14 protein-coding genes are annotated in these 15,061 nt (G+C 36.3%); 9 read left to right on the top strand and 5 right to left on the bottom strand.

Annotated elements, in window-relative coordinates:
• The first annotated feature begins 108 nt into the window (after nucleotides 1-108).
• Nucleotides 109-1,011 carry a DMT family transporter gene (locus FSZ17_RS19940; protein WP_057773625.1) on the top strand — a complete coding sequence of 301 codons (903 nt, stop codon included), beginning with the start codon at nucleotides 109-111 and terminating at the stop codon, nucleotides 1,009-1,011.
• A gap of 616 nt (nucleotides 1,012-1,627) precedes the next feature.
• Here FSZ17_RS19940 and FSZ17_RS19935 read toward each other — a convergent pair.
• The 3 genes from FSZ17_RS19935 to FSZ17_RS19925 form a co-directional block, all read right to left on the bottom strand.
• Nucleotides 1,628-2,776: an MFS transporter gene (locus FSZ17_RS19935; RefSeq protein ID WP_057773622.1), complete on the bottom strand. Its 1,149-nt coding sequence runs from the start codon at nucleotides 2,774-2,776 to the stop codon at nucleotides 1,628-1,630.
• A 61-nt stretch (nucleotides 2,777-2,837) separates the two neighbouring features.
• Nucleotides 2,838-3,434, bottom strand: a complete 597-nt coding sequence (locus FSZ17_RS19930) for a TetR/AcrR family transcriptional regulator (RefSeq protein WP_057773620.1) — start codon at nucleotides 3,432-3,434, stop codon at nucleotides 2,838-2,840.
• A 383-nt stretch (nucleotides 3,435-3,817) separates the two neighbouring features.
• On the bottom strand, nucleotides 3,818-4,504 hold the full coding sequence (locus FSZ17_RS19925) for an ArsR/SmtB family transcription factor (protein ID WP_057773618.1): 687 nt from the start codon (nucleotides 4,502-4,504) through the stop codon (nucleotides 3,818-3,820).
• A 90-nt stretch (nucleotides 4,505-4,594) separates the two neighbouring features.
• Between FSZ17_RS19925 and FSZ17_RS19920 the strand changes: the two genes are divergently transcribed.
• The 7 genes from FSZ17_RS19920 (at nucleotide 4,595) to FSZ17_RS19895 (ending at nucleotide 12,918) form a co-directional block, all read left to right on the top strand.
• Complete coding sequence (locus FSZ17_RS19920; RefSeq protein WP_057773616.1) at nucleotides 4,595-4,915, top strand: antibiotic biosynthesis monooxygenase family protein; 321 nt, start codon at nucleotides 4,595-4,597, stop codon at nucleotides 4,913-4,915.
• 412 nt (nucleotides 4,916-5,327) lie between these two features.
• The gene (locus FSZ17_RS23980) at nucleotides 5,328-5,462 is read left to right on the top strand and encodes an RAxF-45 family protein (RefSeq protein ID WP_267128893.1); all 135 of its coding nucleotides are present in this window, start codon (nucleotides 5,328-5,330) and stop codon (nucleotides 5,460-5,462) included.
• 426 nt (nucleotides 5,463-5,888) lie between these two features.
• The gene (gene abc-f / locus FSZ17_RS19915) at nucleotides 5,889-7,775 is read left to right on the top strand and encodes a ribosomal protection-like ABC-F family protein (RefSeq protein ID WP_057773614.1); all 1,887 of its coding nucleotides are present in this window, start codon (nucleotides 5,889-5,891) and stop codon (nucleotides 7,773-7,775) included.
• Nucleotides 7,776-8,080: 305 nt separating this feature from the next.
• The gene (locus tag FSZ17_RS19910) at nucleotides 8,081-9,229 is read left to right on the top strand and encodes a DUF418 domain-containing protein (RefSeq protein WP_057773612.1); all 1,149 of its coding nucleotides are present in this window, start codon (nucleotides 8,081-8,083) and stop codon (nucleotides 9,227-9,229) included.
• 67 nt (nucleotides 9,230-9,296) lie between these two features.
• A complete protein-coding gene (locus tag FSZ17_RS19905) occupies nucleotides 9,297-10,412 on the top strand; it encodes a sensor histidine kinase (RefSeq protein ID WP_057773610.1) in 1,116 nt (371 codons plus the stop codon).
• The gene (locus FSZ17_RS19900; protein WP_057773608.1) at nucleotides 10,405-11,013 is read left to right on the top strand and encodes a response regulator transcription factor; all 609 of its coding nucleotides are present in this window, start codon (nucleotides 10,405-10,407) and stop codon (nucleotides 11,011-11,013) included. The genes FSZ17_RS19905 and FSZ17_RS19900 overlap by 8 nt, the downstream gene beginning before the upstream one ends.
• A gap of 774 nt (nucleotides 11,014-11,787) precedes the next feature.
• Nucleotides 11,788-12,918 carry a TIGR04053 family radical SAM/SPASM domain-containing protein gene (locus FSZ17_RS19895; RefSeq protein WP_057773604.1) on the top strand — a complete coding sequence of 377 codons (1,131 nt, stop codon included), beginning with the start codon at nucleotides 11,788-11,790 and terminating at the stop codon, nucleotides 12,916-12,918.
• 116 nt (nucleotides 12,919-13,034) lie between these two features.
• On the opposite strand, the gene FSZ17_RS19890 is transcribed toward FSZ17_RS19895, so the two are convergent.
• On the bottom strand, nucleotides 13,035-13,469 hold the full coding sequence (locus FSZ17_RS19890; protein WP_057773601.1) for an ImmA/IrrE family metallo-endopeptidase: 435 nt from the start codon (nucleotides 13,467-13,469) through the stop codon (nucleotides 13,035-13,037).
• Nucleotides 13,470-13,487: 18 nt separating this feature from the next.
• Complete coding sequence (locus FSZ17_RS19885) at nucleotides 13,488-13,931, bottom strand: helix-turn-helix domain-containing protein (protein WP_228460240.1); 444 nt, start codon at nucleotides 13,929-13,931, stop codon at nucleotides 13,488-13,490.
• 506 nt (nucleotides 13,932-14,437) lie between these two features.
• Between FSZ17_RS19885 and FSZ17_RS19880 the strand changes: the two genes are divergently transcribed.
• Nucleotides 14,438-14,896 carry a helix-turn-helix domain-containing protein gene (locus FSZ17_RS19880; RefSeq protein WP_057773598.1) on the top strand — a complete coding sequence of 153 codons (459 nt, stop codon included), beginning with the start codon at nucleotides 14,438-14,440 and terminating at the stop codon, nucleotides 14,894-14,896.
• The last annotated feature ends 165 nt before the right edge of the window (nucleotides 14,897-15,061 follow it).

The raw sequence follows: 15,061 nt of genomic DNA, 5'->3' as shown, positions 1-15,061 counted from the left end.
ACATATTTAATTTATCTACATTTGCATTCCATATTTCGATAACGGCTGAAACATTCAGAATTTATAATATTTACATATTAGTCACTACGAAATGTGAGGAGGTAAAAAATGAATAATTTCAAATTTATAATATTAATACTCTTAACAACATTTTTAATGGGCTCTTCTTTTGCTGTAGGTAAAATAGGTTTGTCTTATTCATCCCCGTTGTTATTAGCAGCATTGCGTTTCATACTTGCCGGATTCATAATGGCAGCAATCGTTATCATGTTAAAAAGACCTCACCCAACATCTAAAGGACAGTGGATAAAGATGTTTATTATTGGTACTTTCCAAACAGCTGGTGTTATGGGGGGGATTTTCTTGAGTTTACGAACCATTACAGCTAGTGAATCCTCAATTCTTACATTTTCTAATCCTTTACTTGTTGTTGTATTCAGCACCATCTTTTTACAAGCACGCTATAAACTTTATCAATGGATTGGTGTTCTTTTAGGGTTAGTAGGGGTAGTTATTACAATGGGAGCACAAATTGAATTTAATATTGGCATTCTTTTTGGAATTCTTTCAGCTGTTTTTTGGGCAATTTCAACATTATTAGTTAAAAAATGGGGAACGTCTTTCGATACTTGGGTTCTATCCGCTTATCAGATGTTTTTTGGTGGATTACTACTTTTACTTGCTAGCTTTATTCTTGAAAAGCCGTACTTCATTTTGAATGTTAATTCATTGTTCATTTTATTATGGTTAAGTATTATGTCTTCTATTGTTCAATTTGCTGTCTGGTATTACCTTCTACAAAAGGGGGATCCAGGAAAAACAAGTGCTTTTCTGTTTTTGGCACCTTTCTTCGGTGTATTATCTGGTTGGTTATTATTAGGGGAGAAGTTATATCCTTCAATTATAATTGGTGGCTTGTTTATTATTAGTGGTATCTATCTTGTAAATAGAAATTTTCAACAGAAAAATAATCTAGTTAAAAATACTTTACATATAAATAAATCAGTCTAAGCGTGAAATAAAAATTGACTGAAGGAGGTTTATCGCAGATTAACGGGCAGTAAGACCCCCCACTTCAAGGTTGCGAGAGAATTAAAGAAACCTAAGTGGGGGATGAAAAAACCCCCACTGATGGAAGTTTCACTTTATATAGGAAATATAACAACAATCCAATTGATCCTAAGGATTCAGGTGGGAATCTAAAATTTTTTAATTATGATAATTGGAAATATTACGGAATTTATTAAAATCGCCCTTTATTTTCCTATAAGAAACTTTTTAAATCTCTTTTTAGAATTTTTATAAAAAACAACGTTAGGTGTTGGTTTAAAACAAAGTTTGATTAGGAAAGTGTTACGAACGTTGATTTTGTAATAGAATAAGCCCTTTTATTTTGAAAAAAGATTAATCAAAATAAGAGGCTACGTTTTTCTATATAATTCATTTTAACAACAAAGTTTGATTACAATTGTAATCTAAGCTAACAAGAAAGATGCTTTCTTTATAAGAATAATATAGCTACCGGATTGTTGACTAGATACCTAGCAAAAAACTATCATTATCAACGCATAATCAAAAAGTAAATTTAGCGAAAAGGGAATAAAGATGTAAAGACACTTTAAACCACTTAATCCGTCTTTCTCTTATATAAATATGGTAATAATGAAATTACCCCAAGGATAGCTAAACAAGATCCAATCCACAGCGGAGATACAAAACCATATCCTTTACTGATTCCAAGACCACCTAGTGACGAACCAATAACAATACCCAGCGTAATAAAAGAACTATGAACGGTATTTATCATTGTTCCATTACCAGCTGTTTTCATTACCCTCGCAACCATAGCCGGATTCAATGCTACACCAGTTAAACCAATAAAAATCGTAGAAATAACCGCAATGTATCTATTCTCTGCACCTAAAGCAAATAAAGACAACGCTACGATTAATATAATTAATCCACCCATAAGTATTTTCATTGTAAATTTATCAGCGAACTTGCCAATTATTATATTCCCAATTACCGTCGCACTACCATAGAGAGCAAGTAAATATGGAATACTTGCGCTTGAAAAGCCTGTAACGTTTGTAAAGATAGGAGTGAAATAACTAAATGCTGCAAACGTACCTCCAATAATAAACATACTTGTTACGTACGCTGCCCAAAGATGAAAATTTTTAAATCGCTGAAGTTCGTCTTTCCAATTTAATTGCTCTTTATTTGAAGATGATGGTAACAACCATTGGATCATTATTCCTGATACTAGAACAAGAACAGAAACAGCCCCAAAGCTAATACGCCAGCCATAATATTGCGAAATAAAGGTTGTTATAGGTAATCCTAAGACAGTTGCAATCATTAAACCTGCAAGTACAATTGATGCAGCTTTTCCCCTTGAATCAGAGTGAACCAATGCTGCAGAAAAGGAAATCGCAACTCCAAAAGCAGAAGCTGAAGCGATACCAGTTATAATACGTGAAATCATCATAATATCATAGTTCCAAGCAATAGCTCCGAGTGATTGACCAATTAAAAATATAAACATTAAAAACAATAATGCTTGTTTACTGCGCACTCGTAGGAGAGTGAGAGTTGCGGTCACAAGGGGACCTCCTATGACCATTGCTCCTGCATAAGCTGTAATTAAATACCCAATAGACGATATAGAAACCTGAAATACAAAAGCAAGTTCGTTCATCATACCTGCAACCATAAATTCTGATGTAGTCATACAAAAGATTGCTAAAGCTAATAAATAAATAATCGATGGCATAAAAACACTCCTTATCATTATTGTAATGATTGGTACAAAAATAGTGCGAAAAAAGAGCGCACTAAGCGCCAAAAATGGACTCCATTGTTCCTTTGATAACCTGTTCAGCTAACATCTGATTTTGCATCGATACATTAAGAACACGGAATCCGTAATAACTGCTTAAAAACAGACTAGCTAATTCTTCAGCTGATTGATTCTTTGAAATTTCACCTGTTTGCAATCCTTCCTCCATCACAGTTTCAATAGCTTGTTTAAGAAGCTCAACATGTTTTGTGAAAATTTCTTGTACCATTAAATCGTTTTTAGCACGTTCTATACTGGCATTAATCAATAAACATCCTTTTTGATCAATATTCTCAAAGTCTTCTTTCAATGCCCATTCAAAAAAATTACTTAATCGTTCTTTAACTGGAATTGGAGTATCTAACAATTTCCTTTGTTCCCTAATCCCAATTTCATGGTAGCGTTCTAATACTTGTTTATACAGTTCATGTTTACTACCGAAAGTATTGTATAAACTTCCTTTTCCAAGTCCTGTATCACTGCATAAATTTTGTGTAGAACACCCCTCATATCCTCTTATCCAAAATGTTTTCATTGCAACATCTACAATTGAGGAATAATTAAACTCTCTGGGTCTGCCACGATTATTCAATCTTATTCTCCTCTCATTTTAAGATAACATTAGTAGAATACACCTTTTGTACCGACTGGTCAATAAAGGCGTTTTATTGTTTCTTTTAAATAAAATTTGATTATTTTAGATTACGAAGAATTAAAAATAGCCCCTTATTCAAATGTAAGTGTTATTTGAATTTAAAATTTTATCCCGCATTAACGGGCAGTAAGACCCCCACTTCAAGATTGAGAGAGAAGCGAGGAAGATAGGTGGGGGACAACTGCCCGTAAAAGCCCATAAAATGAACACAGACTAAAAGCGCCACATCGTGTGGCAACGTCTGCGTGACCCACTTCCTGTGGGCCGCAACTAACCATCAGTGGGGGATGAAAAAACCCCCCACTGATGGAAGTTTCACTTTATATATTTATGTTGAAATGTTGTTTAAAACCTACTTTTCCTTTATCTGTGACTTTTACAGCTCGAATAGATGGAACTTGAACTATCCAACTTAAATCAAAAAAGCGTTTCATCAGCTCATTTCCTAAAGCACCGGCAAGATGATGATGACGCTCACTCCAGTCTAAACATGCATGAGAAAATGATCGTCGCTTTCTTTTTAATTGATCTAAATCAATGCCGAAATCAGTAAAGAACTGTTCTCCTTTAGGTGTTACTACAAAGTTTCTTTCTTCTTTTTCCAAATAACCAGTATTCAACATTGATTCGGTTAAGCCGACTCCTAATTTTCCTGCTAAGTGGTCATAGCAAGTTCTAGCTTCTCGAAGCAATTTTACTTGACTAGATTGTTTTAACGAACGCACTTCAGGAGGTGGAGAAATCGCAAGAAAAGATTCTAAAATGCGTGCAACTTCTTCATTAGCTAGCTGATAATAGCGATGGCGTCCTTGTTTATCAACGTTAACAAGGCTAGCTTCTATTAATTTAGAAAGATGAAAACTGGCTGTTTGAGGTGTTATTGCAGCCATATAAGCTAATTCACTGGCTGTATGAAACCGGCCATCCATTAAACTTATTAGAATTGTTGCCCGTGACTTTTCTCCAAGGAGAAAGGCGATTTCCGCCACATGTGGATTTATACTCATTTTCGTCAACCTTTCTGCATTCCATATTTCGATTATATTTGAAGTGTTTGTCGCTTACAATGATTTATGACAACTCAAGGAGGTAACACAATGAAGACCTATTATGTAGCTATATTTACTTCTCAAAGAACAGAGCACAATTCAGAAAGATATGAAAGTATGTCAGACAACTTGGTAGAACTAGTAAAAACACAACCTGGATTTATTAGGATTGAGAGCGTAAGAAATAGCGAAGGTTATGGTGTTACAATTTCTTATTGGGAATCTTTAGAAGCAATTCAAAAATGGAAAGCTAATACGACGCATCAAGTAGCACAACAAAAAGGAAAAGAAATGTGGTACAGCCAATATAACATGCAGATTTGTAAGGTGGTAAGAGAGTATTCTTTTAAAGGAATTGACCTGAGTTAGTAATTCACCTAAAGGTAACTTGCGTTTAAGGGAGCTTGTAATTAAGCGACCTTTTTTGCCCTAACAGCACATTTGTACAAACAGTGGAATAGAAAAATAATTAAACTTATTTATAAAAACTAAACTTAAATCTGCTAGGTAAGAATCCATTTTGATCAAACCTTTTCAAAATGGATTCTTTTTATTTGCCCCAGAATGAGTTTTTGCGGAATACTTTTGATTAAGCTTTATTCCAAAGCTACAACAAGAAATCGGCTTTTTCTTTATGAAATGTTGCTTAGCGTACGAAATTCGCGTTTTGTTGGTGCTACCCCTTATTCGTCATTACATACAAATGTGTATTTTTACTTGAAAATTAATTTTGAACATATTAAAATATTAATAATTATTAGGAAATGGAGGTGGGGAAGTGATGAGTCAAGCTGTTTTAATGCGCGGATTTTGGATGGAATTCATTTACATTTACCGTGCGATTTTTGCTGGATTCGCTGTTAACGGGATAAGTATGCCCTTTTTTAGCAATTTCATAGCAAAAATCAAGCAGTGAACTCATCTCTAACCCACATTTTATATGTACGGATTTAGGAGGGCTTTTCATGCTCTCCTATTTTATTGGACAATAATGTGATTGCTATTTGCAGTGGAAGTAAACACCCAATCCGCTGAAATCTGCGTCATAATTATTCATTCGTGCAAGCCATGGGAAGAAGTGTCTTCCTATGGCTTTTTTTAATTTAGGCAGTGTTAAAGCTTAATGTTGATATTTACACTTGTTGATTGTAGCGGAAGGCGCGAGACTCCTGCGGGAAATGCGTGTCCAGGGGAGACCCCGCAGGAGCGTTAGCGACGAGGAGGCTTCCCCGACCGCCCGCGGAAAGCGAGTGCCTGCAGCGGAAATCAACAACAACGTTTAACAGAGCCCTATTTTAAAAAAATTGAATTAGTCATGTTGATAAACAAGGAGGAAAAAATAATGATCGCATGCAGCGTTAATCATATTGGAAAAATGTACGGTGGAAACTTAATTTTTGAAAATATCTCATTTGAAATTCATGAGAAGGATCGTGTTGGTTTGGTCGGTCGAAATGGCGGCGGGAAAACGACTTTGTTTCGATTATTGGCGGGAGCTGAAGAGCCGGACGCTGGGCAGGTTCATTGGAAGAAGGGAACGGAAATCGGGTATCTTGCCCAAATTCCAAACTATTCAAATGAAATCACGACAAAATTGGTATTACAAACAGCGTTCTCAAGCCTTTTAGAAATGGATAAAAAAATGAAGCAATTAGAAGAAGAAATGGGAAGTGAGCAGGATTCCGATCAGCTTCAAATATTGATTGAACAGTATGGGGATTTTCAAGATCAATTTGCTATAAAAGGTGGGTATGAAATAGAGGCTAATATCGAAAGGATTGTGAATGGGCTGCAAATTAGTGATTTACTTGAAAAGCCATTTGGCAAGTTGAGCGGCGGAGAAAAGACAAAGGTAGGTTTAGCTCTTATTTTATTGAAGAACCCTGACTTTTTATTATTAGACGAGCCGACCAATCATTTGGATTTAATGGCCGTTGAATGGCTTGGGGGATTTCTGAAAGATTATAATGGTACGGTTGTTGTTGTTTCTCATGATCGCTACTTTTTAGACGAGGTCGTTAATAAAATATACGATTTAGAGGACGGAGAAATTCAATGCTATCAAACGAACTTTACAGGATTTGTGAAGGAAAAAGAAGAAAGATTGCTTCGTGAGTTTCAGGCTTATGAAGAACAGCAAAAGAAAATTAAAAAAATGAAAGAAGCGATCAAGCGCCTCAGAGAATGGGCGAATCGCGCAAATCCACCGAATGAAGGACTGCACAAACGAGCACGGAACATGGAAAGAGCGTTGGAAAGAATGGAAGAACTAAGCCGACCCAATTTGAATCGCAAGAAAATGGGACTAGAAATGGAATCAACTGATCGCAGCGGTAAGGATGTTGCCCTCTTAAAGGGAGTCTCTATGGCTTTTGGTGATCAGCATTTATTCCATTCTGTTAACATGCATGTTACGTATCAGCAGCGTGTTGCGATCGTCGGGGAGAATGGTTCAGGCAAGTCGACACTGTTAAAAATCCTTCTTCAGCAAATCAGAGCCAATGAGGGAGAAGTAAGGCTAGGGAGCAATGTGAAAATCGGCTACCTTTCCCAGCATATTTTTTCAGATGCTAAAGAAGAAACAGTTATTGAAGCTTTTCGGAATGAAGTGAAGGTAACGGAAGGAGAAGCTAGACATATTTTGGCAAGGTTTTTATTTTACGGCTATATGGTTTTCCGAAAGGTTTCGCAGCTTAGCGGGGGAGAGCGAATGCGGCTTCGCCTGGCTCAGCTCATGCATCAGGATATGAACCTATTAATTTTAGATGAACCAACGAATCATTTGGATATTGAATCAAGGGAAGTGCTGGAGGAAGTACTTGAGGATTATAATGGCACCATTATTGCTGTTTCCCATGATCGCTATTTCCTAAATCGACTATTCGAAAAAATCTATTGGATTGACTCGAAGCAAGTTCACTCCTTTGATGGAAATTACGATTGGGCAAAAGGAAGGATGCAGCAGATTCAGCAGAGAAAATTACCACCACAATCTGTTGAAAAAGTGAAGGCCAAAGTCCTGATAAAAGAGGGTAAAGATAGACCAAAGCTTGATTTGGTACAGTTAGAAACCAGGATAGCAGAGGTTGAATCGAATTTATTCTCCATTGAGAATCGGCTTAACGAGCAACAAGATTTGCAAGAATTGCAGAAGCTATACCACGAAAAAGAAAAATTGGAAGCGGAGCGTGAGGAGCTTTATCACCAGCTAGAGGTATTGACTGAATAAGTGGATTCACTTATTTCGACGATAATGCTGATGAAACTAAGGAACATTACCTAAACCGGACTTACTTATAAGGAGCAGGTCCGGTTTTTTACTCGGCTTTGTTAATAAACCTTGTTGATTTATGCTGAACGATAATCGTTACCGTAAACGAGAAGAAAGAAGGAAAGCGGTCACAGTGAGAGCCTAAAAAGTGGATTTCATCATATGACACCTGTCATAAAAAACTGCTGATAAGTGTGAATTCCGGTCGTTTATTTCCAACGCTAGAATAAAGGTATCTCATATGGAAAGGGAATGGATATTCTATGAAAGGAAACAACGATCGAATTCGCTTGCTTGATATTTTAAGAGGATTTGCCGTCTTAGGGACACTTGGTACAAATATTTGGATATTTGCTCACTTAGGAGATCTGTCATATATCTTCACTTATGATCATTATGCGTGGTGGGAGTCGTTTCAAGATTTCGTCAGGATTTTTGTATTATTCTTAGTGAATGGAAAGCTGCTTGGTTTATTAACAATCATGTTTGGAGTGGGGCTCGAATTAAAATATCAGCAGGCTCTAAGAAAAGGGAATGCTTGGCCAGGGGTTTATTTATGGACTTCCTTTATCTTAATGATGGAAGGCTTTATTCATTTCACCCTAGTCATGGAATACGATATATTAATGAGCTACGGGGTAACGGCGATCATTGTTTCCTTTATTGTAAAAGGCGGAGATCGCGTTATTGCAAGAGCGATGAAGATTATTGGCGGACTTCACGGCGGATTTATGCTCTTGCTTTTAGTGCTAGGAATTGTTCTTGGCTTCTCAGGTGCGAATCTATCATTAGGCGATATGAAAGATGTTGCATTACTTTATCAAAATGGAAGCTGGATTGAGCAGGTACAATATCGTTTATTCAATTTTGTACTATTGCGGACAGAAGTCATTTTTGTAATCCCTATGAATATATTTCTCTTTTTGCTTGGTGTTCGACTCATGAGATCGGGAGTTTTTTCTCCAGATGAAAACGGTAAGAAACAGCGGGAAAAATTGTTTAAATTAGGTTTATTTGTAGGTATTCCATTAAACTTGCTAATTTTTGTGCCAGGGGGCATTTTTGATTTTCCTGTCCGCTACCTATTTGCACCAATATTATCTTTAGGTTATTTAGCATTTATTGCTAAAATAGTAGAGAGAACTCAAAAGTTTTGGCTTTGGAGCAAGCTTGAGAATGTTGGAAAGATGTCACTCAGCTGTTATGTGTTTCAAAATTTTATCTCAACCATCATTTTTTATGGCTGGGGTTTCGGACTTGGCGGCAAAGTAGATTCTGTGATGATTGTTCTTATTTGGTTATCCATTAGTGCATTCCAGATCGTTTTTGCGAATTTTTGGCTGAAGCATTATCAGTTCGGTCCAATGGAAACAGCAAGGAGATATACTTCGAGATTAGTAGGGAATAAATAATGATCTGGAAGTAAGAAAAGCGCAAGAGCTTTTGGAATACTTTCTTTTGAAAAAGGGGTTCATCGTGATGCTAAAAAAGCTTTATCCAACTGATCAGATTCAAAAATATTTGCTGATCGATGTGATTGCTGTTGTTTTCTTAATTTATAAAGTTAGCATTACAGACGGAGTGATCGAGCTTCCATGGCTGCTTCTATTAGTTGTTTTGTATTTACTTTGTTTCTACGTCTGCTTATGGCATAGGGATTGGCGGCTTCCGGCTGCCAGTTTCGTTGGCTGTATAGTTCTCGTGCTATTAGCTGTTTATGTAGATAAATGGATTATACTATACGGCTTTATTTTCGCTGATTTACTGGGAAGAGCAAGGCGGAAGGTATATATCGCGTTTGGGATAATAGGAATTGCAGCAATGCATGTTTTAGTCAGCTTGATAACGGAAGGGAGTCCGTTCTCGTTCGCTAAAACGCTTCATTTTCCTTTTATGATTGTACAAATGTTAGTGCCAATCGTTATTTTTATAAAAGAAAAGGCAAATGTTCTTCAAGAAGAACTTGATATGGCAAACGGTCAGCTCATTTTAGAGAAGGAGAGACAGCGTATTGCCAGGGATTTACATGATACACTCGGGCAAACATTAACCATGATAAAACTGAAAAGCGAGTTAACGAAGAGGTTAATTGAAAAAGATGCAAACAAGGCAATGCAGGAGTTAGATGATATATTAAATACTTCACGCTTTGCGTTAAAACAAGTACGGGAGCTCGTATCAGATATGAAATTTGTCTCACTTGAAGAAGAAATCGAACAATCACAAAAAATTTTACAAACAGCTGGGATTGTGATGATTCATAAGAAGCAGGAGCAGATGCCGTTATTATCGAATGTATCTGAAACAATGCTGGCACTCTCTGTTCGTGAGGCCATAACGAATATTGTTAAGCATAGTAATGCCAAGTGTTGTACCCTTACACAATTTGATGAAAACGGCCTCTACTATATTCAAGTTACGGATGACGGAAATGGGCAAGTAAGGGAAGGACATGGAAATGGGATACAATCCATGAAGGAGCGGATGGAAATGCTTCAAGGGGAGGCTGAAGTTAATGGAAATCCTCAAAGTGGCAGTACGATCACGTTAAGGGCTCCAATTCATTTAAATGGGAGGAGAAAGCTAAGTGATTAGAGTTATGATTGCTGAAGATCAGAAAATGCTTCGTGGGGCACTGACTTCATTATTAAAGTTGGAAGACGATATTGAAGTCGTTGCGGAAGCAGTAGACGGTCAAGCAGCATGGGAAGCCATAGAGAAGTATCAGCCAGATGTGTGTCTATTAGATATTGAAATTCCTTTTATGTCAGGACTTGAAATAGCAGAGAAGCTTAAACAAGTTAAGAATTCGACGACAAAGGTAATCATTGTTACGACATTTGCTCGCCCAGGGTATTTGCAAAAAGCAATTGACGCGAAAGTAGATGGCTATTTATTAAAAGATGAGCCGATTGATTTTTTAATTGAGGCTATTCGAAAAGTAACAAAGGGTGAACGTGTACTAAGTACGGATTTAGCGGCAGCTCTATTCTTAAAAGAAGAAAATCCATTAACAGAGCGGGAAATGGAAGTACTCCGTCTTGCAAAGGAAGGGATGACGACGAGAGAAATTGTTAAAGCGTTGTTTCTAACAGATGGTACTGTAAGAAACTATTTGTCTTCTGCCATCCAAAAGCTAGAGGTTACGACGAGACAGCAAGCAATTGAGAAGGCGAGAAATAAAGGATGGATTTAAAAATAAGCTGTGCAAAATGTTTATTTGACATATAATGGGAATCTAAGTGACTTTTGTTTCCACCTTTTTCGCGAATATCTTTAAATTTGGAATCTAACGAAGCTTTGTTTCCGCTTTCCACGATTTTTTTAAAAAAGTGGAAACTAAGCCGCTCTTGTTTCCATTTTTTCCGCGGATATCTTTAAATGTGGAAACTAACCAAGCTTTGTTTCCACTTTTCCACGATTTTTTTAAAAAATGGGAAACTAAGCCGCTCTTGTTTCCATTTTTACTGCGAATATCTTTAAATTTGGAAACTATCAAAGATTATTTTCCATTTCCATCCACCCCCCCTCCCGTAACCCGGGGTAATTCTCTCTCCCTAAACTACATCTCCCTATAAATCAACAAAATAGGTAGATCGTGACTGCCCAATCACTTTAAAATTGTTCGTAAGAATCCGCCAAATTACTTTTTTAGCTTTAATCACTATACACCAGTCATGGATAGCATTAGTAGTAATATTCTTCTTTGGAAATAGAAGGCGGAATTCATCCACACTCCGTAAAATGACACTTTTCACGTTCTCTTTGTAGCCGCATTCTTTACAAAATGTGAAAGAAGCATAAAGCATAATTTCAGCACTACAAGCCGTAATTTCAGATTTGTAATATTTTCACTGTACAAAGGCATGTAAGTAGAATTTGTGAACTCTATTAAAAGTCCAATTAAGATGCATTATATTACTTGTATAAGTATTTAATAAATATTATTAAATAAAGTATGGTGATAAAAATGCATCCAATTATTGACTATAATGAAAATCCATTTATCGTTATTTGGGAAACGACGAGAGCGTGTCAGCTAAAGTGCGTACACTGTAGAGCTGAGGCGCAAACAACACCACATCCAGATGAATTATCACATGAAGAGGGAATTAAGCTAATTGATCAAATCTACGAAATGAATAATCCAATGCTAGTGTTTACAGGCGGGGATTGTATGATGAGGGAGGATCTTTATAAGCTTGCAGACTATGCTGTGAAAAAAGGGATGCGAGTTTCGATGACTCCAAGTGCTACTCCTAATGTAACTAAGGAAAAAATGATCATGGCTAAAGAAGTAGGATTATCAAGATGGGGATTTAGCCTAGATGGTCCAACACCTGAAATTCATGATTTCTTTCGCGGAACTCCAGGTTCATTTGATTTGACAGTTGAAAAGATAAAGTATTTAAACGAGCTGAATATGTCTCATCAAATCAATACAGTCATTAATCGTTACAATTATGATCATCTTGAAGAAATGGCTGAGTTGGTGAAGGAACTAAAGGCAGTTGTGTGGTATGTTTTCACTCTAGTTCCGACTGGAAGAGGACAAATGAAGGATTGTATTACACCTGCTGAGCATGAAAAAGTTTTCCGCTGGTTGTATCAATTAAGCAAAACATCTCCTTATGATATTAAAACAACTGCTTCTCAGCATTATCGTCGAGTAGTTCTGCAAGAAAAGGTACGTGAAAAGGCTTTAAGCAAAGAAAATATTCGCTACGAGGATACGATTACAAAAGACATGGCATTTATGGTGGATGGCTTAAAACGTGCTCCTCGAGGTGTAAATGATGGAAATGGCTTTGCTTTCGTTTCACATACAGGTGATGTGTACCCAAGTGGGCTCCTTCCAATTAAAGCCGGAAATATTAAAGAAACACCATTAAAAGAAATTTACCGAGAGTCTAAGATTTTCAAAGAATTACGTGATCCGGATAACTATAAAGGTAAGTGCGGAGTTTGTGAGTATCGCTTTGTCTGTGGTGGTTCTCGTTCAAGATCTTATGCAGTAACTGGTGATTATTTAGAAAGTGAACCGTTCTGTGTCTATATTCCTGAAGCATTAAGGAATAAAAAGGAACAGACATCAATTTAAACATTATGCCATTATAAAGAAATACCGTACGAAAAAGTCGTACGGTATTTCTTTATTGCTAGTACTCTTTTTTTTAGCAAATTTGATTAACGTAAAAAGTTGTTCCATTGATATATTTAATACTTTTTCAAATGAATGAGCTCTGATGGCACACCGTAGGCAGCGGAAGCATCGTAAATGGTAGTGGTATTGCTTATATTTTCATATAAAAGTTCGTCAGGGATTAATATTTCAACGGCAAAGATATCTGCCTCAACTTCGATCTTATCTAATGAGAAAAGAGTATTTTTTCTTAAGAAAGGTGTATTCACTCTTGGATGCAGGATCGCGTGTCCTAATTCATGGGCACATATATATTTCTTCATTTCATTGTCTAGATTGTTATTAATGAAAATATACTTGTTTCTTTTATCATATTTATAAAAGCCCAAAATTTCTTCATGTAAGTTCCAAGGAATAATATGTATATTCTTTAAAGATGCAATTTCGAATGGGTCAGAAGTTTTATACTTTTTCTTTATTTCATTCACTGCTTTTTTGATCCATCCCAATGATATCGCCTCGCATCCCTACTTATTCTCTTTTTTGTTTTTATGAGGATCGTATTTCTTGTTAATCCTTTGTGTTTGGCGAACAGCATATTCCATTGCCTCTAAAAGTGATTCAATGGCCTCTGGGCTCATAGGCTCTCCATTGAAACTTAGGCCGTCTTCATTTGTTAAGTCATTTTTTATTTTTTCCATTCGTTTAGCAATGTCTTTCTCGTCCTTTTCAGAAAGTGGAGAGGCATTAGGAGAAACAAACATTTTATCTTCAGATTGACCGATCAGTTCACTCATTGGAATATTGAAAAAATCACAAATTTTATCTAGCATATCAAAACGTGGCTTCGCTATATCATTCTCCCAAGAGTTATAGCGCCCTCTTTTTATACCCAATTTGTCAGCAACCTCATATTGACTCAACCCTTTTTTATTGCGAAGACTTTTTAGACTTTGTCCAAGAGTCATCATTGTCCCACCTCGAATGAAAAATATTTTATCCACTTAGGATTGACGGATAATATAATTATCCAATATAATCATATTACTTAATAGGAAAACTCAATATATGGAAAAAAAGCAACTGCTTTTCTCTTTTTTTAATAAAAGATTATGTTAAAGCTCGGTGTTGATAATGCTATTTTGTTGTTGATTGGAGCGGAAGGCGCGAGATCCTCGAAAATGCATTCGCATTTCCTTCGTGCGGTGTTTATTCGTGGAAGATTATTCAACGTCCTGCGGGAAAAGCGAGTCAAAGGGAGACCCCGCAGGAGCGCTCTTCGACGAGGAGGCTTCCTGACCGCCCGCGATCGCTAAGTGCCTGCAGCGGAAATCAACAGAAAAATTTAACAAGTCTAAAAAAAGATAATTTTATTATCCAATAATTAATTATAGGAATAATAAATTATCTAGTCAACGTAAAAGGTAATTTTTTTTTACCTTTTTGGATAAATAAATTATCAAAAGGAGGTCTATTGATGAGTCATGATGAAATCGAAAAACTAATTTATGATTATCATTGGTTGCGGAAAGAGGTGAATCGGTTAGAAAAAATTATTTTTGGATTCTCTGTCCCTATAAAAAGTTTAGGAGCTGCACAATATGGAATAGAAGCAACATTGCCAAAAGGAAGTCCGATGAAGAGTGCAGCTGAATTAGAAGCATTAGATTTAAGAGAGAAGCGATTATATAAGCGATTAAATTTGTATAGAGTAAAAGTGTTTGCAATTGAAAAGATTACAGAGCTTTATTTAGTAGACGATCAAGAGCTTACTTTAATAGATTGCATGATGGAGGGAATGAGTTATCGAGCAATTGCCGCTCATTTAGGCATTTCAAGAGAAAAGGTACGTATTATAAAAAACGAAATGATCGACCATATCTGCCAAAATTGCCATTTTTTGCATGAGTTGAAACTAGATAAATCAGCAGTGTAAAATGAGGTCAAGGCGATGCAGTAAATTATCCCTTAGTACTAGACAACTAAGAATAAACTATCTAAGAGAAGAAAAAATACTAACTGAATGTAAAGAGCACTTACTTATATAAAAAAGTAGGTGCTTTTTTATTTGCCGTTTTGGTATTGTCGGCGTTAAAGAACA

The organism is Cytobacillus dafuensis (assembly GCF_007995155.1).
GTDB classification, from domain to species: domain Bacteria; phylum Bacillota; class Bacilli; order Bacillales; family Cytobacillaceae; genus Cytobacillus; species Cytobacillus dafuensis.
Note: the sequence above shows the minus strand (reverse complement) of the source record. Positions and strands in the feature narration are given on the sequence as shown.

What these genes read in the sequence shown, in the direction of transcription:
- FSZ17_RS19940 (WP_057773625.1), top strand. Translation starts at nt 109, where the DNA reads ATGAATAATTTCAAATTTATAATATTAATACTCTTAACAACATTTTTA.
- FSZ17_RS19935 (WP_057773622.1), bottom strand. Translation starts at nt 2,776, where the DNA reads ATGCCATCGATTATTTATTTATTAGCTTTAGCAATCTTTTGTATGACT.
- FSZ17_RS19925 (WP_057773618.1), bottom strand. Translation starts at nt 4,504, where the DNA reads ATGAGTATAAATCCACATGTGGCGGAAATCGCCTTTCTCCTTGGAGAA.
- FSZ17_RS19920 (WP_057773616.1), top strand. Translation starts at nt 4,595, where the DNA reads ATGAAGACCTATTATGTAGCTATATTTACTTCTCAAAGAACAGAGCAC.
- FSZ17_RS23980 (WP_267128893.1), top strand. Translation starts at nt 5,328, where the DNA reads ATGAGTCAAGCTGTTTTAATGCGCGGATTTTGGATGGAATTCATTTAC.
- abc-f (WP_057773614.1), top strand. Translation starts at nt 5,889, where the DNA reads ATGATCGCATGCAGCGTTAATCATATTGGAAAAATGTACGGTGGAAAC.
- FSZ17_RS19910 (WP_057773612.1), top strand. Translation starts at nt 8,081, where the DNA reads ATGAAAGGAAACAACGATCGAATTCGCTTGCTTGATATTTTAAGAGGA.
- FSZ17_RS19905 (WP_057773610.1), top strand. Translation starts at nt 9,297, where the DNA reads ATGCTAAAAAAGCTTTATCCAACTGATCAGATTCAAAAATATTTGCTG.
- FSZ17_RS19895 (WP_057773604.1), top strand. Translation starts at nt 11,788, where the DNA reads ATGCATCCAATTATTGACTATAATGAAAATCCATTTATCGTTATTTGG.
- FSZ17_RS19885 (WP_228460240.1), bottom strand. Translation starts at nt 13,931, where the DNA reads ATGATGACTCTTGGACAAAGTCTAAAAAGTCTTCGCAATAAAAAAGGG.
- FSZ17_RS19880 (WP_057773598.1), top strand. Translation starts at nt 14,438, where the DNA reads ATGAGTCATGATGAAATCGAAAAACTAATTTATGATTATCATTGGTTG.